The sequence below is a fragment of the Microbacterium maritypicum MF109 genome (assembly GCF_000455825.1).
GTDB classification, from domain to species: domain Bacteria; phylum Actinomycetota; class Actinomycetes; order Actinomycetales; family Microbacteriaceae; genus Microbacterium; species Microbacterium maritypicum_A.
On record NZ_ATAO01000250.1, the window covers coordinates 75,686 to 98,037 of the forward strand.

A 22,352-nucleotide genomic window follows, 5' to 3' on the forward strand; every position below is an offset into this window, starting at 1 on the left:
GTGCGATGAAGCAGGGTTCTTCGTCGTGATCGGTCAGCGGCTTCGTCGTCGGGTCGCCCACACGTCCACGGCGACCGCCGCGACGATGAGCACCCCCTTGATGACCTTCTGCCAGTAGGCGGGCACGGTCAGGATGTCGAGGCCGTTGTTGAGGGTCTGGATGAGGAGCAGTCCGAGGGCGGTCCCCCAGATCGAGCCGCGGCCGCCGAGCAGGCTCGCGCCGCCGATCACGACCGCCGCGATCGCGTCGAGCTCGTAGCCGACGCCGAGGTTCGGAGCGCCGAGCGTGACACGGCTGGCGAGCATGACGCCCGAGATGCCGGCGAGCATGCCGGAGATGGCATACACGCTGAAGATGGTGCGTCCGACGTTGATGCCCGCGATGCCAGCGGCGATCGGGTTGCCGCCGATCGCGTAGACCCGCATACCCCAGGCGGTGCGGCGCATGATGATCGCGAGTCCCAGGATGCCGACGATCATCAGGATGACCGGCAGGGTGAGCCCGCCGAACTGGGCATTGGCGATGCGGGAGAAGTCGGCCGGCAGACCGGTGATGGGGGCGCCGTTGCCCGCGACGTAGGCGACACCGGACGCGAGGGTGAGCATGCCGAGCGTCGCGATGAAGGGTGGCACCTTGATCACCGACACCACGAAGCCGTTGATGGCCCCGGCGATGAACCCCACCACGACTCCGGCGACGATCGCGAGCCAGATCTGATCCGGGAACGCCTTCGCGGTGAGGCTGCCGAACACGGCCGCTGCGGCGATCACGCTGCCGACCGAGAGGTCGATGCCGCCGGTGAGGATCACGAGCGTCTGCCCGAGGGCGATCAGGGCGAACGGTGCCGCCGCGACCAGGATCGTCTGCAGGTTGTCGACCGTGCCGAAGCGCGCGCTGCGGTAGAGGAAGAAGGCGATGATGAGCACCATCACGATCACCATCGCGTAGCGGATCGCGAGGTCGCCGAACCAGGTCGGGCTGAAGCGCTTCACTTCCGACTCGGGCACGAAGGTCGGCGCGGCGGTGCGGGTGTCGGTCATTGGTCGTCCTTTGCGGAAGGTGCGTCGGAGATGTCGAGTCCGCTCGCGAGTCGGAAGATGCGGTCCTGCACGTCGGGTTGCTGGAGGGCGGTGCGGTCGAGCTCCGCCACCACGCCGCCGTCCTTGAGCACGAGAGCGCGGTGCGACAGGGCGAGGATCTCCGGCATGTCGCTCGACGCCATCACCACGGCCATGCCCGAGGCGGCGAGGTCGGTGATGATGCGGTAGATCTCGCTGCGGGCGCCGATGTCGACGCCGCGGGTGGGTTCGTCGAGCAGCAGCACCTTCACCTCGCCGGTGAGCCAGCGCGCGAGCACCACCTTCTGCTGGTTGCCGCCCGAGAGCGTCTCCATCAGCTGCCCGAGACCACGGCTGCGCAGGCGCACGGAGCTCATCACCTCGGAGACGGCGTCCACGCGGCTGCGGCCCTTGAGCCATCCGGCGACCGAGAACTGGTTCATGCGCGGCAGGGTCGCGTTGGCGAGGATGTCCATGCTGAGCACGGCTCCCGCGCCCTTGCGGTCCTCAGGGACCAAGGCCATGCCGGCGGTGATCGCGTCGGCGGGGCGTCCGCGACGCACGCGAGCGCCTCCGACGGCGATCTCACCCGCAGTCGCGGAGCGCACGCCGAACAGCGCCTCGATCAGCTCGGTGCGTCCGGCGCCGACGAGCCCCGCGAGCCCCACGATCTCACCGCGGCGCACCTGCAGGTCAACCGGCTGCGGGGCCGGTGTGTACTCGAGCCCGCGCACCGAGAGGGCGATGTCGTCGGAAGCCGGCGGCAGGTCGGGGAACAGGTCTTCGAGCTCGCGGCCGATCATCGCGGTCACGATGTCGTCGTCGCTGAGTTCTGAGAGCGGTGCATCCGCGACGAGGCCGCCGTCGCGGAGCACCACGACCCGGTCGGCGATCGCGCGGATCTCCTCCATCTTGTGCGTCGTGAAGAGGATCGCGACGCCGCGGTCGCGCAGCATGCGCATGCTCTCGATCAGGCGGGCGACCTCGCGCTCGGCGATCGCGCTGGTCGGTTCGTCCAGCAGCAGCACCCGCGCGCCGGTGCTGGTCGCCTTGACGATCTCGACGATCTGCCGCAGTCCCACCGGCAGCGATCCCATCCGGGCTCCGGGATCGATGTCGACGCCGAACTCGGCGAGCATCTGCCGGGCCTCCCTGGCCATGCGGCGGCGGTCGACCAGCCCGAACCGGTTGCGCAGCTCCCGCCCCACGAAGATGTTCTCGTACACCGTGGTGTCGAGGATCGAGGCCAGTTCCTGCGGCACGATGGCGATGCCGCGCTGGTGGGCGTCGCGCGCGGATCCCGCGGTGAGCTCCTCGCCGCGCACGAGCACACGACCGGCATCGGCCTTCATCTGGCCCGAGGCGATCTTCATGAGCGTCGACTTGCCGGCACCGTTCTCGCCAGCGAGCGCCGTCACGGTGCCCGGCACGAGGTGCAGCCCCACGCCCTTGAGCACGGGCACTCCGCCGAACGCCTTGCGGATGTCGACGCACGCGAGCATGTCGGGCTGCTCGTCGAGGGTGATGTTCCCCGTGCGCTCGAGGTCGGTCATGATTCCCTCGCGTGCTCGCGGTCAGGACGCACGATGCTCTTGAGGGTCGAGGGGTGCGAGGCGGAATCGAGAGCCTCGCGCACCTCGGCGAGGCCGAACGACCCGGTGACCAGCGCATCGAGGTCGACGGCGCCGGACGCGACCAGCTCGATCGCCGTGGGCCAGGTGTTCGCGTAGCGGAAGATGCCGGTGACGATCAGCTCGCGGTTCTGGATCGTGGAGACGGGGAGGGCGATCTCGTCGGCGCCCATGCCGACGAGCACGGCGATGCCGCCGGGCTTCAATGCCGAGATGCCCTGCTTCACGGCGACGGGGGATCCCGAGGCGTCGACGAAGGCGTCGTATCCCGAGCCGAGCGGTCCGGCCGCCGGGTCGACGGCGGCGGTCGCGCCGAACCGGAGGGCGACCTCGCGACGCTCGGCCATCGGGTCGCTGATCACGATCTCGGTGGCACCGAATGCGCGTGCGGTCTGCGCGGTGACGATGCCGATGGGCCCCGCCCCGGTGATGAGCACGCGGCTCCCGGGTCGCACACCGGCCTTCTGCACGGCCGCGATGGCGACGGACAGCGGCTCCATGAGCGCTGCGGCGTCGTCGCTCACGGAATCGGGAACGGTGTAGGCGAAGTCGCCCTGGATCGCGACGTACTCCGCGAAGGCGCCGTCGATCGGCGGGGTGGCGTAGAACTCGATCCGTGGGCAGAGGTTGTAGCGCCCGCTGCGGCAGAACTCGCACACCCGGCAGGGGTGCTGCGGTTCGATCGAGACGCGCTCGCCGACGCGGGCGTCGTCGATGTCGGCCCCGACCGCGACGATCGTGCCGCCGGCTTCGTGGCCGAGGACGAGCGGCTCCTCCACGACGAAGTCGCCGATGCGCCCCTCGTGGAAGTAGTGGACGTCGGAGCCGCAGATGCCGACCGCGTTCACCCGCACGATCACCTGATCGGCGGACGGGATCGGCACGGGGCGGGTCTCCACCGTGAGCTCGCCGGCGCGCACCAGCACGCTCGCACGCATGGTCGTGGGCAGTTCAGTGCGCTTCATCGGGCTCCTCGTGGTGCGGGTGCAATCGTGGGGTCGTGATTGCTCGACCGACATTAGCCATGCGTGACGGATGAGACAACTGGCCGCTCATATGAGCGCAGAAGGAGAAACCGGGATATGCTGAACCGACCTGACACGACGCGAGACGAAGAGGCGACATGGGACCCGATGAACTGGTGCGGATCTCGCACGTCGCGCGCCGGCACTACCTGGACGGGCGGACGAAGATCGAGATCGCCGACGAACTCGGCCTTTCCCGTTTCAAGATCGCGCGGATGCTGGAGGATGCGCTCGAGCAGGGGCTGGTGAAGATCACGATCGAGGCACCGGACTCCCTCGATCTCGACCTGTCCATGCAGCTGCGCGCCCGCTTCGGGCTGACGCGCGCTCTCGCGGTGATCACTCCCGGCACCACGCCCGACCTCATTCAGGATCGGCTCGGGCGCGCAGCTGCCGACCTGCTCAGCGAGATCGTCACCGAGGGCGACGTGCTGGGGCTCACGGCCGGACGCACCCTGACCGCGATGGCCGGACACCTGCGCACCTTGGCGACGTGCGAGGTGGTGCAGCTCGCCGGCGTCGCCGCCCCCACGCCCGAGAACGGCGTCGAGGTGATCCGCCAGGTGAGCCGCATCTCGGGGGGACGCTCCCGCGCGATCTTCGCCCCGTTGCTGGTCGAGACCGCCGCCACCGCCTCGGCCCTGCGTCGCGAGCCCGGCATCATGGAGACCTTCCGCCGCTTCGACTCGGTGACCAAGGCCGTCGTCGCGATCGGTTCCTGGAGCCCGCCCGACTCGCAGCTGTACGACAATGCCGGGCGCGCGGGCGCGCTCGACGAGCTGCTCGCGGCGGGGGTGAAGGCCGAGATCTGCGCGACGCTCATCGACGAGAACGGTGCCGTCGTGGGGTCGGTGGCCGAGCGGTCTCTCGCGGTATCCACCGAGCAGCTGCGCCGCATCCCCGAGGTGATCGCCGTCGCGGGAGGCCCCTCGAAGACGGGTGCCGTCGCCGCCGCCCTGCGGTCAGGGATCGTCGATTCCCTGGTGACCGATGCCGCTCTCGCCCGGCGCCTGCTCGAGACCTCGGCCTGAGCGGGACCGACCAGCCCGCTCAGCGGCGGACGGGCTCGTAGCGCCGCAGCTCGGTGGAGGCGCGCACCACGCGGCGCAGATCGCCGAGACCTCCGTGCACCGCGCCGTGCGCGCGGGCCTGCACCAGGATGTTGCCCATCGACGTGGCCTCCGACGGCCCCGCGACCACGGCGCGCCCCGAGCGGTCGGCGACGGCCTGCGCCAGGATCGACGACTCGGAGCCGCCGCCGACCAGGTGGATCACCCGCACGTCCACACCCGAGAGCGCCGCTGCTTCGTCGACCTGTCGGGCCACGAACGCCCCGAGACTCTCCAGCACCAGCCGCACCACGGAGGCGCGGTCGGTGGGCATGCGTCCGCCGGCCTCCGCGACGAGTTCCGCGATGCGCGCGGTCATCTGCCCGGGGCGCAGCAGGCGAGGGTCTCCGGTGTCGATCGGCACCCGGGTGCCCGGGGCGGTGTCGGCACGGGCCAGCAGCTCGCGACGGGCGGCGGTGCTGCGTGCTCCCCAGCCGTCGAGCCCCCATTCCCGCATGCACTCGTTGATGATCCAGAGCCCGGCGGCGATCCGGAGGAACCGCACGGTGCCGTCGAGGCCGAGCTCGTTCGTGAAACCCGCCTCGCGGGCCCGGTCGCTCGTGATGAGGCGATCGACCTCGACACCCGTGAGGATCCACGTGCCGCACGACACGAAGGCGAAGTCCTCGTCGCGCGCGGGGACGGCGATCACGGCGCTGGCGGTGTCGTGCGAGGCGACGGCGGTGATGTCGGTGGCATCCCCGGGCGCCAGGATGCCGCCAGCCACACGCCCGGTCACGGTGCCGGGCGCGACGATCTCGGGGAAGATCCGCGCCGGCAGGCCCAGCGCGTCGATCCGGCCGGCATCCCAGCCGGCACCGCGGGGGAGGGCGAGGCCGGTGCTGGAGACGTTCGTCGCCTCGGCGACCTCTTCGGCGCCGAGCCAGTGCGCGAGCAGATCGGGCATCAGCAGCATCCGCTGCACGGTGTCGAGACGCCCGGCCTCCCGGTCGGCCATCAGCTGGTAGATCGTCATGATCGGGAGGGCGGTGACCCCGGTGTCTCGAAAGGCATCGGCGGCGGGGAGGATCGCGTCGACGAGGGGGAAGCTGCGGTCGGTGCGGGCATCGCGCTGGTGGAAGGGAGCATCGAGCAGGCCGTCGTAGGCGAGCAGCCCGTAGTCTCCCGACCAGGCGTCCACGCCGACACTGGCGAAGGCGGGTCCCTCGCGGCGAAGCGCCGCGAGACCGGCGACCGCGTCGCGGTACAGCCGCTGGGCATCCCACCGCAGTCCGAGCTCGTCCGTGAACGCGCGGTTGCGGAACCGGTGCACCCCGTCGATCCGCAGCCGATCCCCGTCGACGGTCGCGCTCACGACGCGACCGCTGGACCCTCCGAGGTCGACGGCGGCAGCTCGGAAGCTCGCCGAGCCGAGGGGCAGTTCGGGCATGTCCCTCAGCCTAGGGTCCGGGCTTCCCGTCCGGCGGCCTCTCACACGCTGGTGTAACCACCGTCGATGAGGATGCTCTGCCCGATGACGTAGCTCGACCGCTCGCTCGCGAGGTAGACCAGGAGGTCGCCGAGCTCTTCGGGCTCCCCCATCCGCCCGGCGGGGATGCGCCGCACCCACTCGTCGGCCATCTCGGGGTTCTCCGCCACGAAGTCCCTGGTCATGTCGCTGGCGAAGTATCCCGGGGCGATCGCGTTGACGCGGATGCCGTGCGGCCACCACTCGATCGCCGCGCTCTTGGTGAACATCGACACCGCGGCTTTCGACGTGTTGTAGACCGCTTGGGTCTGCGGGATGTTCACCGCGAACGCCGACATCGACGACACGTTGACCACGCTGGCCGGGTTTCCTCGTGCGGCCTCGACGTGCCGGCGCGCGAACTCACGGCTCGTGACGAAGGTGCCGGTGACGTTGACGTCGAGCACCCGCCGCCAGTCCGCTGGCGTGGTGTCGAGGAGGGGCGTGCCCAGCGTGATGCCCGCGCTGTTGACGAGCACGTCGGCCACGCCCAACTGCGCGGCGACGGCGTCGAAGGCAGCCGCGACGGAGGCGTCGGAGGTGACGTCGACGCTGACGCCGATGCCACGCCGCCCCGTCTCGGACTGCAGGGCGTCGGCGGCATCGGCGACGGTGTCGAGGCGGTCGAGGAGGGCGACATCGGCGCCGGCGGTCGCCAGTGCCTCGGCCATGGCGTAACCGAGGCCCCGCGCCCCGCCCGTGACGACGGCGATGCGGCCGAGAAGAGGTTCCGTGGTGTTTCCGAGCATGAGCAGAGCCTAGCGGCGGCGCTCACCTCACGACACCAGCCGCTCATATGAGCGCACAGAGCGAGGGTCGATGATCGGGGGATCGGCCCCGGCGTGCACACCGGATAGATTCCTCCCATGGCTCTTTCCGGCAATCTCGAGGCGCAACGACGTCGAGACGAACTCGTCGAACTCGCGAACGGCCCGCAGGGCGTGATGATCGAGGCCGCTGCCGAACTGTTCGCGGTGTCGTCGATGACGATCCGACGCGACCTGCTCGAGCTGGAGGCGGAGGGCCGAGTACGTCGGGTGCGAGGTGGGGCGACCGCCGCCCCCAGAGCGCGCCCGTTCGATGCGCGCCGGGCCATCAGGGCGAGCGCGAAGAAGGCGATCGCCGAGAAGGCGCTGCGACTCGTCCCGTCTCATGGCAGCATCGCGCTCGACGCGTCGTCGACCGTCAACATGCTCGCCTCGGCGATCGGTCCGCGCGCCGGGCTCACGGCGTACACGAACTCCTTCGAGTCGTTCCAGGTGCTTCATCCGCTCGACGGCGTGACGGCGGTGATCTCCGGTGGCACCGCGGAGCCCACCACGGGCAGTCTCGTCGGCCCGATCGCCCGCCGGAGCATGCGTTCGGTCTACTTCGACACCTTCTTCTCCTCGGCCGACGCGCTCGACGGCGCCGACGGCACGTCCGAGGTCTCGGTGGACGAAGCCGAGCTGAAGCAGGCGATGGCCTCGAACGCCGGCACCACGGTGGTGTGCATCGACTCCAGCAAGCTCGGGCGCCGGTCGGTGGCCCGCGCGCTCGAGCGCGACGAGATCTCGGTGCTGATCACCGAGCTCGATCCCGGCGACGAGCGGTTGGATGCCTTCCGGGATATCGCCGACATCCTCTGAATCTCCCGGACGCCCTCGCCAGACACCCTTTCTCCAGGACGTCAGTTCGTGTTATCTTTCACAAGAAGTAACAGCACGAGTGCACACGGTCGTGTGCATCGCCCCTGTCTTGGAGAGTCATGACCAACGCCACCGCCGCCGCTCTGATCGCCCGGTCGAACCGCCTCGGCGCCGACCCGAAGAACACCAACTACGCCGGAGGGAACACCTCGGCCAAGGGCACCGAGACCGATCCCGTCACGGGCCAGCCGGTCGAGCTGATGTGGGTCAAGGGCTCTGGCGGCGACCTCGGCACCCTGACCGAGAGCGGTCTCGCCGTGCTGCGCCTCGACCGCATGCGCGCGCTCGTCGACGTGTACCCCGGACTCGACCGCGAAGACGAGATGGTCGCCGCCTTCGACTACTGCCTGCACGGCAAGGGGGGTGCCGCCCCGTCGATCGACACCGCCATGCACGGCCTGGTCGACGCCGCGCACGTCGACCACCTGCATCCCGATTCGGGCATCGCGATCGCCACCGCGGCCGACGGTGAGGCGCTGACGACGAAGATCTTCGGCGACAAGGTGGTCTGGGTGCCGTGGCGTCGTCCCGGCTTCCAGCTCGGACTCGACATCGCCGAGATCAAGAAGCAGAATCCTCAGGCGATCGGCTGCATCCTCGGCGGGCACGGCATCACCGCCTGGGCCGACACGTCGGAGGAGGCCGAGGCGAACTCCCTCTGGATCATCGACACCGCCGCCGCCTACATCGCCGAGCACGGCAAGGCCGACCCGTTCGGCGGCGTCCGCTCGGGCTTCGAGGCCCTCCCCGCGCCCGAGCGCCGTGAGCGCGCTGCGGCCCTCGCCGGCACCATCCGGGGCATCGCCTCGACCGACAAGCCGATGGTCGGACACTTCACCGACGCCGACGTCGTCCTCGACTTCCTGGCGTCGGAACAGGCGCCCGCCCTCGCCGCGCTCGGCACCAGCTGCCCCGACCACTTCCTGCGCACCAAGGTGAAGCCGCTGATCCTCGACCTGCCGGCCACGGCGTCTGCCGAGGAGCAGATCGCGCGCCTGCACGAGCTGCACGAGCAGTACCGCACCGACTACCAGGCGTACTACGACGCGCACGCGACGGCCACGTCTCCTGCCATCCGCGGTGCCGACCCGCTCATCGTGCTGATCCCCGGTGTCGGCATGTTCTCCTACGGTGCGAACAAGCAGACCGCCCGCGTCGCCGGCGAGTTCTACGTCAACGCGATCAACGTGATGCGTGGCGCCGAGGCCCTGTCGACCTATTCGCCGATCTCCGACGCCGAGAAGTTCGACATCGAGTACTGGGTGCTGGAGGAGGCCAAGCTGCAGCGCATGCCGAAGCCGAAGTCGCACCAGGGCCGTATCGCCTTCGTCACCGGCGCCGCATCCGGCATCGGCAAGGCCATCGCGACCCGCCTCGCGGCCGAGGGCGCCTGTGTCGTCGTCGCCGACCTCGACGCCTCGAAGGCGCAGGCCGCTGCCGCCGAGCTCGGCAACACCGATGTCGCGATCGGCATCGCGGCAAACGTCGCCGACGCCGAGGCCGTGCAGGCCGCCCTGAACGAGGCGGTGCTCGCGTTCGGCGGCGTCGACCTCGTGGTCAACAACGCCGGCCTCTCGCTGTCGAAGCCGCTGCTCGAGACCACCGAGAAGGACTGGGATCTGCAGCACGACGTGATGGCCAAGGGGTCGTTCCTCGTGTCGAAGGCCGCCGCCCGCGTGCTCATCGATCAGAAGCTCGGCGGCGACATCATCTACATCTCGTCCAAGAACTCGGTCTTCGCCGGCCCCAACAACATCGCCTACTCCGCCACCAAGGCCGACCAGGCGCACCAGGTGCGGCTGCTCGCGGTCGAGCTCGGCGAGTACGGTATCCGTGTGAACGGCATCAACCCCGACGGCGTGGTCCGCGGCTCCGGCATCTTCGCCTCGGGCTGGGGCGCGAACCGTGCCGCGACCTACGGCGTCGCCGAAGAAGACCTCGGTCAGTACTACGCGAACCGCACGATCCTCAAGCGCGAGGTCGTGCCCGAGAACGTCGCGGACGCGGTCTACGTGCTGACCGGTCCCGAGCTCAGCCGCACCACGGGTCTGCACATCCCCGTCGACTCCGGCGTCGCCGCGGCGTTCCTGCGATGAGCGTGCGCGCGGTCGCGGCCGTCGATCTCGGGGCGACCAGCGGCCGTGTGATGATCGGGCGGATCGGGGAGGGGAGGCTCGAGCTCGAGCTCGTGGCGCGCTTCCCCAATGGCCCTGTCGAGCGCGACGACGGTCTGCACTGGGACTTCTCGGCCCTGTACGAGCACGTCGTGGCGGGTCTGACTGAGGCGGTACGGCGCGAACCGGCGATCGAGAGCATCGGGATCGATTCCTGGGCCGTCGACTACGGGCTGTTCGCGGACGGCGCTCTTCTCGCCGAGCCGTTCCACTACCGCGATTCCCGCACCGCCCGGGGCGTCGCAGAGGTGCACGACATCGTTCCGTTCGCCGATCTCTACGCCCGCGACGGACTGCAGTTCCTGCCTTTCAACACCCTGTACCAGTACCGGGTCGACGAGCGGATCGCTGACGCCGACGTGGCGCTGCTCATCCCCGACCTGATCGCGTTCCTGCTCACGGGCGTCAGCGCGGCGGAGCGGACGAATGCCTCCACGACGGGGTTGCTCGGAGTGGACGACGGGGAGTGGGACAGCGATCTCGCATCGCGCATCGGCATCCCGTCGCGCATCCTCCCTCCGCTCATCGACCCCGGCGCGGTGATCGGGTCGCTGCGTCCGGATCTCGCCGCCCGGATCGGCGCCGACCTCCCAGTGATCGCGGTCGGTTCGCACGACACCGCCTCGGCAGTGGTCGCCGTGCCGATGACGTCGCCTTCCGCCGCGTACATCTCGTGCGGCACGTGGGGTCTCGTCGGACTGGAGCTGACCGAACCCGTGCTGACGGACGCCGCGCGCGAGGCGAACTTCACCCACGAGCTCGGCGTCGATGGTCGATACCGTTTTCTGCACAACGTCACCGGTCTGTGGCTGCTGAGCGAGAGTGTGCGGGCGTGGGAGGGGGAGGACGGCGCGTCGATCGATCTGGCGGAGCTGCTCGCTGCGGCAGCCGCGGTCCCGGATGGGGTGCCGCTGTTCGATGCGAACGATCCTTCGCTCAGCGCGCCCGGCGACATGCCCGCCCGCATCGCCGCGCTGATCCAGGCGGACGGGGCATCTGCGCCGACGAGCCGTGCGGCGTTCGCGCGCAGCATCGTGGAGAGCATCGCGGCGGCCTTCGCCGCGACCGTGCGGACGGCATCCGCCCTCTCGGGCCGCGAGGTCGACGTGATCCACCTCGTCGGGGGCGGCTCGCTCAACGCGCTCCTCTGCCAGGCCACCGCCGATCGCTCCGGGCTCCCGGTGCTGGCCGGTCCCGTCGAGGCGACCGCTCTCGGCAACGTGCTCGTGCAGGCGCGTGCCCTGGGCGCTGCTGCTGCCGACCTGGAGGGGCTGCGCGCGCTCGTCGCGGCGACACACCCGGTGCGCCGATTCGATCCGCGAGGCTGACGCGACGTCGGGAACGCGGCCGCGGCTCAGAGCACGCGCGTGTTCGGCAGCGAGCTCACGGTCGGTCGGGCGTAGGCGCGGCGCCGGGCGGAGATGTCGGTCGGTCGTGCGGCACGCGGAACGCTCCGCTCCACGGCGATCACCTCGAACTCCTGGATCTGTGCGGGGCGCACCGGGGTGAGGTGGATCATGCAGATCAGCTCGCCGCGTTCGGCGGGGATCGACCAGGTGATGTCTGCCGGGGTCGCCGCGGAGACGACCTCGGGCGCGCCGCGGTCGCGGAGCAGCGGGCCCACCTGGGCGATGAGCTCGTCGATCGCAGCTCGGCGCTGGGGGAGCGGGCGGTCGAAGTCGATGTTGTCGGCGAAGATCGCGGCGGCCGTACCGTCGTCCCAGGAGCGGATCAGCTCGTCGGCGGCGGACATCAGCCGATGCGTCTCCGGCCACGGCTGCACGGTGCGGGCGGGGGTGTCGTGGAAGGCGAGGGCGCGGAACAGGGCGTCCTCCGACAGGGCGACCGGGTTGCTCCGGTGGCTGTTGGTGAACACGACGACGCCCTTCCCGGATCCCGCGTGCCACACCATGTTCAGGATGAATCCCGGAAGTCCGCCGCTGTGCGTGACGATGCGTCCGCGGTGCAGGTCTTCGTGCACGAAGAGTCCGAGCGCGTAGCCCCCGGTGACGAACTTCCAGGTGCCTTCGGGGCGTGCCTGGAGCGACGGGATGTCGACCTGATGGATGCGCTGCAGTTCGCGCCGTGACGCCCGGCTGACGACGGCATCGTCACTGCCCGCGGGTGTCGACGCGGGCTGTGTGGCGGCGGCGAGGAAGCGCACCCAGATGCTGAGGTCGTTGATCGTCGACTGCATGCCGCCGGCTGCGGCCATGGCATCGGACACGGCGGGAGGGAACCCCACCCAGTCGCCGTCGGTGTTCAGCGAGTAGCCGACCGCTCGGCGGAATCCCTCTTCCGGTGCGCGGTTGTCGAACCAGGTGCTGTTCATCCCGAGCGGATGCAGGATCTCGTCGGTGACCCAGTCCTCCACGCGTCGGCTCACGGCTTTGCCTACGGCGAGACCGGCCATCGTGAAGCCGATGTTCGAGTACTCGAAGGCGCTTCCCGGATGGGTGCTGTAGTTGAAGCCGGGTCTGATCCGTTCGACCAGCTCCGCCTCGGAGAGGCCCAGGAACGGGTCGACCCACGAGTTGTCCTCGGTGAGTCCGCCGCCCATGCTGAGCAGCTGCCGCAGCGTCGGGGCGGCAGCCGGTTCGTCACCCACCGTGCCGTGCCACTCCGGATAGAAGTCGGTGATGGGGGCTTCCAGGTCGAGGAGCCCGCGGTCTCGGGCGAGCAGGGCGCCGAGTGCGACGAAGCTCTTGGTCATCGAGGCGATCGGGAAGACCGTGTCGGCGTCAGGGGCGGTGCCGTCGTCGTCGGCGGTCCCGAACCCCCGGGTGTGCTCCAGTCCGTCGGTGCCGACGAGTCCGTACACGAGCCCCGGCGACTGACCCGCAGCCGTGTACTGACCGAAGAACGCGTCGAGCTGGTCGACGAGCGGCGCGACCAGGGTTTCGCTGGACATGGAGACTCCTTTGTTCGGGCGTGCTCTCGCGGCGGGTGCTCTCAAGCAGAACGCCGGTTCGTCTCCACACTCTCGTGCCGGGCGGTCGAAGTCATGTCCGCGGGCACCGAGTGTCGGGGCCCGATGTGTGCGGGGAGACGAAGTCGGTAGCCTTCGAGCGTGGGATTCTCACCGCTCGGGCTGATCGTGAGCATCGTCGTGCTCGCTCCCAATCTCCTGCTGATGTGGTTCCCTCCGCGCGGGCGGAACGTGCTCGTGCGCGTGCCGCGGCCCCTCGAAGGCGTCGAACGGGCGGGGCAGGCGCTGTGCCTCGTCGTGCCGGTGATCACGGTCCCCGGCGCGATCATCTGGTGGTGGGTGCTTCCTGCCGCTGTCGCGCTGGCGACCTACGACGTGCTGTGGTGTCGGTACATCGTCGAGGGCCGCGAGCAGACTCTGCTCTACGCCTCGCTCTGGCGCGTTCCGGTGCCGATGGCGGTCATGCCGGTGGTCGTGTTCCTCTGCGCTGCGGGGTGGCTGAGCAATCCATGGATCGCGCTCGCCGCGGTCGTCCTCGCTGCCGGTCACATCCCCGTCGCGCTCCTCACCCGTCGCGCGATCCGGTCTACGCCGCCGTCTCCTGCACCGCGCCCCGCGTGAGCTTCGGGATCAACACCGGCGTGTTCTCGCGGTAGGCGATGTAGTCGGCGCGATCGCCCCACTTCTTCTCGGCGCGCGCTTCCAGCAGCGGGATGCCGCTGACCCGGGTGAGCAGCAGGATCACGAACAGCGGCGAGAGCAGCGCGATCCACTGCCACCCGACGAGCACGGGGGCGGCGGTGAGGAACACGCCCACCCAGATCACGATCTCGCCGAAGTAGTTCGGGTGGCGCGACCGCGACCACAGTCCCGTGCGGATGAACTCGTCCCGGTTGCGCGGGTCTGCACGGAATGCCGACTTCTGCGCGTCGGCGACGATCTCGACCACCATGCCGAGAACCCACACGACGATCCCGACGACGGTCAGCCATCCGATGGGTGCGCGGGTGGCGGAGTCCGCACTGATCGTGATCCATGCCGCGGCCGCGGTCAGCGACACCCACGCGCCCTGGATGATCCACACCTGCAGGAACCGCAATGGGGAGCCCTTGATCTGGTCGAAGCGTCCGTCCGAGCCGGCCTTGTGCACGCGCAGGGCCAGGAAGGATCCGAGGCGCACCGCCCACAGCATCACCATCCCCGCGAGGATCCAGCTGCGCGCGTCGGGCTGTGGCGCCAGCAGGACCAGCGCCGCAGAGATCGCGAAGAAGGTAAGGCTGCCGGTGAGGTCGAAGAATCGCTCGGTCTGCAGGAGCATCGCCGGGATGAACGCGATGACCTGGATCGCGAACGCGGCGGCGACGGCCAAGGCGAACAGTGGGATGCCGCCGATCGTCGCGCCGTTCTGGCTGCCGGCGACCGCGACGAGCGTGCCGATCACGAGGGCCGCGAGGATCGCGATGACCGAGGAGCGGGATGACTTGGCGTCGGAGGGCGTGGGGGAGGACATGGTGTGCTTTCTGTTTCTCAGAGGTACAGGTCTTCGACGGTGACGGCCGCGCGATCCAGCACGACGCTCCGCTTGAGCTTCATGGTGGGTGTGACGAGCCCGCGGTCGTCGAGGTCGGCGAAGACCACGCTGAACCGGCGCACCTGCTCGCTACGCGCCACGAGTGCGTTGGCGGCGTCGACGGCGCGCTGCAGGTGAGCGTGCAGGGCCGCGTCGTCCACCGTGCGGATGTCGGTCGGGCTGGTCGTGCTGGTCGACGGGATGCGGCTGCCCTGCGCTTCGGCCCAGGCGCCGGCCTGTTCCGGGTCGAGCACGAGCAGCGCCGAGAGGTACGGCTTCCCCTCGCCGACCATCACCGCATGCGAGACGAGTGGATGAGCTTCGACCGCGCTCTCCCAGCGGGTCGGCACGATCGTCTTGCCGTTCGAGGTCACGATCACGTCTTTGAGTCGCCCTTCGAGGATCAGCCGGCCCTGCGCATCGAGACGACCGAGGTCGCCGGTGCGGAAGAAGCCGTCGACGAAGGCGCCGTCGTCGTGAGCCGGGTTGCGGTAGCCGTCGAACACGCCGATGCCGCGAGCGAGCACCTCGCCCTCGTCGCTGATGCGCACCGTGAGTCCGGGGAGGGGCGCGCCGACGCTGCCCGAGGCGATACGCCCCGGCAGGTTGCCGGTGAGCGGTGCAGTGGTCTCGGTGAGGCCGTAGCCCTCGATCACGGGGACCCCGATGCCGCGGAAGAAGAGCGAGAGGTCGGTGTCGAGGGCCGCTCCGCCCGAGAGGATGTAGCCGACGCGCCCGCCCATCACGGCACGCAGACGCCGGTAGAAGAGGGCGTCGAAGAGGCGGTGACGCACGTGGAGGCCGCGGTCCCTCGCGACGCGTCTGCCGGCATCGACCCGCTCGGCGCGGCGACCCCAGGCGATCGCCGTCGACTCGGCCTTCGCCCAGACTCCCGCCAGTCCTTTGTCGGCGGCCTTGCCCGCGGCGGCCGCCTGGATCTTCTGCAGCACTCGCGGCACGACGACCAGGAACGTCGGGCGCAGCGCGTCGAGGGTGGCGACGACCGTCGAGGGGTCGGAGAGGTGCGCGATGCGCATGCCGCTGGCCAGGCAGATCAGCTGGAGTCCGCGTGCCAGCACGTGGGCGAGCGGGAGGAAGATGACGGTGTTGCCGTCTTCGTTCACGATCTCGCTGTACGCCGCGGCGATGTTCAGCACCTGACCGAGGAAGTTCCGATGGGTGAGGACCACGCCCTTGGGCTCGCCCGTGGTGCCCGAGGTGTAGACGATCGTCGCGGGGTCGTCCTGAGTGGCGGTCGTCCTGCGGGCCTCGAGCTCCTCATCGGTGACGCCGCTGCCGCTCGCGACCAGCGCGGTGAGGGCGGCGGATGTCCCGGCATCCATCGTCCAGGCCCCGATCGTGTCGGAGTCCGACACCGCCAGTGCGTCCTGCAGGAGTGCCGCGTGCTCGGCGGTGCCGCCGATCGCCAGGCGCACACCGGCATCGGCGACGATGGCATCCACCTGCGATGGCGACGACGTGTCGTAGATCGGCACGACGACGGCGCCGGCGAACCAGGCGGCGAGGTCGGCGACGGCCCATTCGTAGCGCGTCGGCGCCATGATCGCGATCGGGTCGCCCGCCCGGATGCCCTGGGCCATGAAGCCCTTCGCCAGCACGCGCACCTCGGCTTCGAAGGCGCGCGTCGTGATCGGCCGCCACGACCCGGAGCGCGCGTCCTCGACCTCGAAGGCGACGTGATCCGGAGCCGAGGCGGCGCGCGCCACGAGCAGGTCGGTGACGTTGCGGTAGCCGTCGAGCGCGGCGAGTGGCGGTGTCGTCGATTCGATCATCGGGCCTTCTCTCGGTCGTGCATACGGTGCGGAGGGCGCACGAATATCGCCCATCGACCGTTGTTCGGAACCGATGGTGATTCGGATGGGATGATCTGAAGGCTCGCGTCGGAGGACAGCGCGGTGCGGAGGACAGCGTGGTGCGGAAGACAACGTGGTGCGGAAGACAGCATGTCGTCAGAACTGTGCGCAGTGCGTCCGCATCCGTGCCCCCGCGCGGAGAGGGCGAGATCATCCTCGACTTCGACGCGGAGGGTCATCTCCTCGGTAGCGAAGTCCTTCGCGCATCGAGACTCCTTCGAGCCAAGACCTCGATCGTTCCGCCCGTCACCGAGGGCCGGTCGGCCTTGACCATCGAAGGTCGCCTTCCCAAAAAACTGTGTCAATCGATATTGTCGCAGTATGGAGGCGGAAGAAGCGCTTAGTTCGTACATGGAGGAACTGCGCCGTGTGGGGCGCCGGCCGAGCACGATACGTGGCTATGAGACAGACCTAAGGGTCTTGGTCAGAATTGCCGCCGAGCACGGAGGCGGGATCGATGGTGACGTGGTGAGCGAGTATCTGGCCTGGCCGACGGCTCAAGCCATCGCCACACGTGCACGGCGACTGTCCGCTTTGCGAGGGCTTCTCCGCGATTGCGGGCGAGCGGACCTCCTGCCTCCTCATGGAGGCCGCGAACGGGCGCGCGCCGAAGAGCCGCCGCGTCGCTCCTCCCGGAACCTCAGGACGGAGATCGATGCCGTGTTCGCAGCGATGCCTCACTATGCAGACCGAGACCAGTTGGTGTTCGGATTGCTTGCTCACCTCGGACTCCGGCCTGGTGAAGTGTTAGCTCTGCAGGTGCAGGACTTTGAGGAAGCATCCGCATCCCTTTACGTGACAGGGTGGGGCGGCAAACGCAGGCGTGTGCTCGTGGACAATCGAGACGTTCTGCTGAGGCTGACCAATCACTTGCGCTTTCTGGCAGTGTCCTCGGGCCCCCTATTCACCGCGTCGGGCCGTGACACGCCGTTGCGCTACCAATCAGTTCAGCATCGGTGGGCGCAGTACTGCGCCACGGCGGGGGTTGACGTTCACCTCACCGATCTCCGGCGCGCGCACGTTGCCGATCTGGTAGCGGGCGGCGTGCCGGAAGCCGTGATCCGTGACCGAATCGGCCAAAGCACGGGGTCGCTTCACAGCGACTTCGTCTCATTCTCGAGCGAAGACAGTGACGCGCAAATCCGTGAATGGCATAAGCGTCGCAACGGCCAGGTCACCGGTGAACACACACCCCACAGCTCTGAGCGGAACGCCGGATGACCACGGGGTTCCGCACGCTCGGTAAGCCGTTCACCACGTTCCTCGTCGCAGAAACTGTCAGTGCGGCAGGCACGATGGTCGCTGTCGTTGCGCTGCCGCTGATCGCGATCGAGCAGCTGCAGGCGTCCGCATTCGTCGTCGGACTGCTCGAAGCGCTCCAGTGGTTGCCTGCTGCGATCCTCGGCCTCCTTCTGGGCGCCCTGGTCGATCGAAGCCAGCAACGCTGCCGCATGATCCTCGTAACGGCGAACTTTGGTCGGGTGGCGAGCCTCAGCGCCGTCCCTGTGGCAGCGCAGCTCGAGCTGCTGACGCTCCCCGTGCTGTTGGCGCTTGCCTTCACGACGGGAGTGTTCACCGCGATGTCCCAATCAGCCTTCACGCCGTATCTGCGCCAGGTTGTTCCGTCGAACGACTATGCATCGGCGACGGGGTCGATGCAGGCGGGGCGCTCGGCGGCCCGGGTAGTAGGGCCGGCCGTTGGTGGTCTCCTGGTCGCGCTGATCGGCGCCTCCAACACGCTGTTCATCACCGCGGGTTGCTTTCTCATCTGCGCTGTGGCGCTCCTGACGATCGTCGGTCAGGCCGCTCCGCCGCCGCCACCCCGACGGCGACTCACGATTGAGATCGGCGAGGGGTTGGGAGCCCTGCGCTCAAGCCGAATTCTGATGTGGATCACTATGGGCGCCGCGACCGCCAACCTGCTTCTCTCCGCCAGCGGTGCACTAGATATCCTGTACCTCTCGCGAGACCTTGGTGTCGCTTCGGACACCATCGGATTCGTCCTTACCGCGGGCGGTGTCGGCGGGCTGACTGCGGCGCTCGTCAGTGGGAGACTCATCAGCCGCTATGGGCTCGGCAAGGTGGCGACCTTTGCGTTCGTCTTCACCGCTCCCTCGTCGTTGCTGTTGCCTGCGACGCAATCGGGCTCGTCCGTCGCGCTGTTCGCTGTCGGTGTGTTCACGGTGAGCTTCGGAATCGCGCTCGGCGGCGTGGCGCTCATGACGCTCCGGCTACATTTCACGCCGCCGCATCTCCAGGGGAGAGTCAGCTCCGTCTCTCAAGTGTTGAACGCTGCGACGATCCCGGTCGGAGCCGTCTTGGGCGGTGCGATGGCCGAGCTCCTGGGCACACGCAGCGCGTTGGTCGTGCTCGCCGTCGGATACATAGCGTTTGCGATCGTGTTCGTCTGTAGCCCTATACGAACTGTCGTGCCGGTGCCGAATCCTGGTCAGGTCGAGAATCCAGCGTCTTCGGCTACCAAGGGAACGGACTGAGTGCACGTCTCTGGCACGGAACACGCCAAAGGCGCCACGGAGTCGCGAGAATGTGGCGGTCGAAAGCACCGCGAAACGGGGGATAGCTGTGTGGAGGGGCTGACGGGAATCGAACCCGCGCTGTCTGCTTGGGAAGCAGAAGTTCTACCATTGAACTACAGCCCCGTACCCGCCCGAGAGCAGGTGAGGGCAAGCCTACCTGTGTCTCGGGCGTTGGCCAAAGCCCGGCTCAGAGTCGCGTGTCGACCAGGCGCTGCCGCTGTCGCCCGAGCGCTTCGATGCCGATCTCGACGACGTCCCCGGAGCGGAGGTATGGGTAGCGGCCCGACAGCGCGACGCCCTGTGGCGTGCCCGTATTGATCAAGTCGCCCGGTTCGAGCACGAGGTACTGCGACAAGTGGTGCACGATCTGCGCCACGGTGAAGATCATGTCTGCGGTGTTCGAGTCCTGACGGGGTTCGCCGTTCACGGTCGACCAGAGTCGCAGTGCCTGCGGGTCGACCTCGTCTGCGGGCACGAGAGCCGGGCCGAGCGGATTGAAGGTCTCCGCGTTCTTTCCCTTCGACCACTGCCCGCCGGACTGCTCGACCTGGAACGCGCGTTCGGAGACATCGTGCGAGACGACGTATCCGGCCACGTGTGCGAGTGCCTGTTCCGGGCTCTCGAGGTATCGCGCCCGGGTGCCGATCACCACACCGAGTTCCACCTCCCAGTCCACCTTCTCCGCGCCGGGCGGAATCATCACGTCGTCGAATGCTCCGATGATCGTGTTGGGGTGCTTGTGGAAGAGGATCGGCACGACAGGCGGAGCATCGCCCGACTCGGCCGCATGAGCGGCATAGTTCTGCCCGATGCACAGCACCGCCATCGGACGGGCGATCGGTGGGCCGACCCGCAGCGCCGCAGCACCGTCGAGTTCGGGGAGAGCGCCGGCAGCGAGGGCTTCACGGGTACGGGCTATCCCGTCGCGAGCGAGGAAGGCGCCATCGATGTCTACAGTAAGGACGGTGAGATCGTGGACGCGGCCGTCCTGGCGCACGGCGGGTCGTTCGGCGCCGGCCGCCCCGAGTCGGAGGAATTCCATGTGTCGTGTCTCCAGGTTCAGTGTGTGTAGGGGCGGTGCTTGTCGATCGTGTCGGAGAGCTCGACACCGAAGCCGGGAGTCTCCGGAACCTTGAGCCGGCCCTTCACCGGAACGGGCTCGCCGACGAGCATCGGAGAGAACATCGGGACGATCTCCTCGGCGGTCGGATGCATCATGAGGAACTCGGCGAATGGGCTGTTCGTCCGCGTCACGACGAAGTGGTACGAGTACACGGATGAGCCGTGTGGAACGACCATGGTGCCGTGGGCGTCGGCGAGGGCGGAGATCTTCAGTAGCTCGGTGATGCCGCCGCACCATCCCACGTCGGGCTGGATCAGATCGACGCCGGTCTCGAGCAGCTGTCGGAACCCCCAGCGAGTGGCCTCGTGTTCGCCGGTCGTGATCAACATCGACGCCGGTGCCCGCTTGCGCAGTTCTGCGTATCCCCAATAGTCGTCGGGGATGAGCGCCTCCTCGATCCATTTGAGGCCGTAGTCGGCAGCGGCATGGGCGAGGCGCGTCGCGTAGTCGACGTCGAGCGACATCCAGCAGTCGTACATCAGCCAGAAGTCATCGCCGACCCTCTCCCGCATCTCGGCCAGCAGAGCGATGTTCTTCCGCATCCCTTCCTCGCCCTCGGCAGGGCCGTGGTGGAGCGGCATCTTCCCACCGATGAACCCGAGCTCCTTCGCACGATCGGGGCGCGCGCCCGTGGCGTAGAACTGGAGCTCGTCGCGCACCGAGCCACCCAGCAACTCGAACACCGGAACCTGCCGTACCCGGCCCAGCAGGTCGTAGAGGGCGAGATCGACGCCGCTGATCGCGTTCAGGACCACGCCTCGACGCCCGTAATACAAGGTCGACTTGTACATCTGATCCCAGATGCGTTCGATGTCGGTGATCTTCCGACCCTCGAGGAATCGAGCGAGGTGTTTCTCCACGATGAATGCGCCGATCTCGCCCGCGGTCGTCACAGAGAACCCGACCGTGCCGTCGCTGGCCTCGATCTCTACCACCAGGGTGCCCAGCACGTTGAGCCCGAAACTCTGGCGCGACTGCCGATACTCCGGGTAGACGCTCATGGGAGTCGCGATGTGATCGTCGATCCAGTGGTCGGCTTCTTGGTCGTGGTAGTCCGCCCCACCGCCGCGGACGGTGTAGGCGCGGACCTCGCGGATGGTGGGAGTGCCGGTCATCGTGTCGTTTCCTCTCGGTCGAACCGGACAAGGACCTTGCCCGGGGTGCCGTCGCCCGCTGCGAGGGCGGTGAAGGCGTCGTCGGCGGCGGAGACGTCGATCTCGCGGCTGATCAGCGCTCGATAGACCTCCGGTTCGGCGCCGATGATCTCGGTGGCGTCGGTGAAGTCATCTGATCCATACGTGAAGCTGCCGATGAGCGATCTCTCCTCGGTGCTGACGAGAAAAGCGTCGATGCTCACCTGCGGGGCGCCCATCCCGACCAGGCAGATCGGCGCTCCGAGGGTCGTGCTGGTCAACGCGTCACGCAGCGTAGGAGTGATTCCCACCGCGTCCAGAGCAGCATCGACGAGGCCTCCACGCGCCCGGAGCTGGTCGGCGATCGGACCATCAGCGGGATCTATGGTCTCGGCCCCGAGGTGCTGGACGAGCTCGCGGCGAGCGGCGTCCATCTCGCTCACGAACACCGTCCCCGCGCCCGCATCACGCAGCGCGATCACGATCGATTGCCCGATCGGGCCGCCGCCGATAACGAGCACCCGGCCGAGGCGTCCGGCAGGGAGGCGGCGCACGGCATGCACGGCCACGGCGAGCGGCTCGATCAGTGCGCCCAGTTCGATCGGCAGACCATCGGGCAGTGCGACCACGTTGCGTCCGGGCACGACGACGTAGTCCGCGAACGCAGCGGGGACGTCCCGCGCCACCCCGATGACGTGCTTGCCGGGATGGTGCTGCTCGCGCCCGGCGAAGGCAGCCGCATCCGCGGCCGGAACGACGACCGGATTGAAGGTCACCGGGGTGCCCTCGGCGAGACCGTCCACCTCCGCCCCGGTGGCGGCGATCGTCCCGCTGGACTCGTGCCCCATCACCTGGCCGGGAAAGCGTCGGCCATTCTCTCCGGTGTACCCGTGGACGTCGGATCCGCAGATCCCGGTCGCCACCACGCGGATGAGCACTTCGTCGGGGCCCGGGGTCGGGATCGGGGCTTCGTGGACCTCGAGGCGTCCGATCTCGGTGAGGATGAGCTCGCGCATGAGGGTGTCTCCTTTT

18 protein-coding genes and 1 tRNA gene are annotated in these 22,352 nt (G+C 68.8%); 7 read left to right on the plus strand and 12 right to left on the minus strand.

Going from position 1 to position 22,352, the window contains the following annotated elements; translation table 11 throughout:
- Positions 1-33 precede the first annotated feature (33 nt).
- From L687_RS40950 to L687_RS40960, 3 genes are read right to left on the minus strand one after another with little or no spacing between them, the layout of a single operon-like run.
- Positions 34-1,041, minus strand: coding sequence for an ABC transporter permease (locus L687_RS40950; protein ID WP_021201646.1), 1,008 nt, complete (start codon positions 1,039-1,041; stop codon positions 34-36).
- Entirely contained in the window at positions 1,038-2,612 is a 1,575-nt protein-coding gene (locus tag L687_RS40955; protein ID WP_021201647.1) for a sugar ABC transporter ATP-binding protein, read from the minus strand. The genes L687_RS40950 and L687_RS40955 overlap by 4 nt, the downstream gene beginning before the upstream one ends.
- A complete protein-coding gene (locus tag L687_RS40960) occupies positions 2,609-3,655 on the minus strand; it encodes an NAD(P)-dependent alcohol dehydrogenase (protein WP_021201648.1) in 1,047 nt (348 codons plus the stop codon). The genes L687_RS40955 and L687_RS40960 overlap by 4 nt, the downstream gene beginning before the upstream one ends.
- 158 nt (positions 3,656-3,813) lie before the next feature.
- Here L687_RS40960 and L687_RS40965 point away from each other — a divergent pair, with 158 nt between their 5' ends.
- Complete coding sequence (locus L687_RS40965; RefSeq protein ID WP_021201649.1) at positions 3,814-4,746, plus strand: sugar-binding transcriptional regulator; 933 nt, start codon at positions 3,814-3,816, stop codon at positions 4,744-4,746.
- A gap of 19 nt (positions 4,747-4,765) precedes the next feature.
- On the opposite strand, the gene L687_RS40970 is transcribed toward L687_RS40965, so the two are convergent.
- Both L687_RS40970 and L687_RS40975 read right to left on the minus strand, forming a co-directional pair.
- Positions 4,766-6,214 carry a rhamnulokinase gene (locus tag L687_RS40970; RefSeq protein ID WP_021201650.1) on the minus strand — a complete coding sequence of 483 codons (1,449 nt, stop codon included), beginning with the start codon at positions 6,212-6,214 and terminating at the stop codon, positions 4,766-4,768.
- A gap of 41 nt (positions 6,215-6,255) precedes the next feature.
- The gene (locus L687_RS40975; protein WP_021201651.1) at positions 6,256-7,041 is read right to left on the minus strand and encodes an SDR family NAD(P)-dependent oxidoreductase; all 786 of its coding nucleotides are present in this window, start codon (positions 7,039-7,041) and stop codon (positions 6,256-6,258) included.
- A gap of 117 nt (positions 7,042-7,158) precedes the next feature.
- On the opposite strand from L687_RS40975, the gene L687_RS40980 reads away from it, so the two are divergent.
- The 3 genes from L687_RS40980 (at position 7,159) to L687_RS40990 (ending at position 11,482) form a co-directional block, all read left to right on the plus strand.
- Positions 7,159-7,920, plus strand: a complete 762-nt coding sequence (locus L687_RS40980; protein WP_021201652.1) for a DeoR/GlpR family DNA-binding transcription regulator — start codon at positions 7,159-7,161, stop codon at positions 7,918-7,920.
- 119 nt (positions 7,921-8,039) lie between these two features.
- Entirely contained in the window at positions 8,040-10,076 is a 2,037-nt protein-coding gene (locus L687_RS40985) for a bifunctional rhamnulose-1-phosphate aldolase/short-chain dehydrogenase (RefSeq protein WP_021201653.1), read from the plus strand.
- Positions 10,073-11,482, plus strand: coding sequence for a rhamnulokinase (locus L687_RS40990; protein ID WP_021201654.1), 1,410 nt, complete (start codon positions 10,073-10,075; stop codon positions 11,480-11,482). The genes L687_RS40985 and L687_RS40990 overlap by 4 nt, the downstream gene beginning before the upstream one ends.
- Positions 11,483-11,508: 26 nt before the next feature.
- On the opposite strand, the gene L687_RS40995 is transcribed toward L687_RS40990, so the two are convergent.
- Positions 11,509-13,065 (minus strand): serine hydrolase domain-containing protein, encoded by a 1,557-nt coding sequence (locus L687_RS40995; protein ID WP_021201655.1) that lies wholly within the window; start codon positions 13,063-13,065, stop codon positions 11,509-11,511.
- A gap of 159 nt (positions 13,066-13,224) precedes the next feature.
- Between L687_RS40995 and L687_RS41000 the strand changes: the two genes are divergently transcribed.
- Entirely contained in the window at positions 13,225-13,704 is a 480-nt protein-coding gene (locus L687_RS41000) for a hypothetical protein (protein ID WP_021201656.1), read from the plus strand.
- Here the strand turns inward: L687_RS41000 and L687_RS41005 are convergent.
- On the minus strand, positions 13,670-14,593 hold the full coding sequence (locus L687_RS41005) for a DUF1295 domain-containing protein (protein ID WP_021201657.1): 924 nt from the start codon (positions 14,591-14,593) through the stop codon (positions 13,670-13,672). The genes L687_RS41000 and L687_RS41005 overlap by 35 nt on opposite strands.
- 17 nt (positions 14,594-14,610) lie before the next feature.
- Positions 14,611-16,446 carry an AMP-dependent synthetase/ligase gene (locus L687_RS41010; protein WP_021201658.1) on the minus strand — a complete coding sequence of 612 codons (1,836 nt, stop codon included), beginning with the start codon at positions 16,444-16,446 and terminating at the stop codon, positions 14,611-14,613.
- 432 nt (positions 16,447-16,878) lie between these two features.
- On the opposite strand from L687_RS41010, the gene L687_RS43335 reads away from it, so the two are divergent.
- Both L687_RS43335 and L687_RS41015 read left to right on the plus strand, forming a co-directional pair.
- A complete protein-coding gene (locus L687_RS43335; RefSeq protein WP_373695055.1) occupies positions 16,879-17,748 on the plus strand; it encodes a tyrosine-type recombinase/integrase in 870 nt (289 codons plus the stop codon).
- The gene (locus L687_RS41015; RefSeq protein WP_021201660.1) at positions 17,745-19,022 is read left to right on the plus strand and encodes an MFS transporter; all 1,278 of its coding nucleotides are present in this window, start codon (positions 17,745-17,747) and stop codon (positions 19,020-19,022) included. Before L687_RS43335 ends, L687_RS41015 begins: the two co-directional genes overlap by 4 nt.
- 91 nt (positions 19,023-19,113) lie before the next feature.
- Here the strand turns inward: L687_RS41015 and L687_RS41020 are convergent.
- The 4 genes from L687_RS41020 to L687_RS41035 form a co-directional block, all read right to left on the minus strand.
- A tRNA-Gly gene (locus tag L687_RS41020) sits at positions 19,114-19,187 on the minus strand.
- 64 nt (positions 19,188-19,251) lie between these two features.
- Positions 19,252-20,106: a fumarylacetoacetate hydrolase family protein gene (locus tag L687_RS41025; RefSeq protein ID WP_021201661.1), complete on the minus strand. Its 855-nt coding sequence runs from the start codon at positions 20,104-20,106 to the stop codon at positions 19,252-19,254.
- A 17-nt stretch (positions 20,107-20,123) separates the two neighbouring features.
- Positions 20,124-21,302, minus strand: a complete 1,179-nt coding sequence (gene rhmD / locus L687_RS41030) for an L-rhamnonate dehydratase (protein WP_021201662.1) — start codon at positions 21,300-21,302, stop codon at positions 20,124-20,126.
- Positions 21,299-22,336: a zinc-dependent alcohol dehydrogenase gene (locus tag L687_RS41035; RefSeq protein ID WP_021201663.1), complete on the minus strand. Its 1,038-nt coding sequence runs from the start codon at positions 22,334-22,336 to the stop codon at positions 21,299-21,301. Before L687_RS41035 ends, rhmD begins: the two co-directional genes overlap by 4 nt.
- Positions 22,337-22,352: the final 16 nt, after the last annotated feature.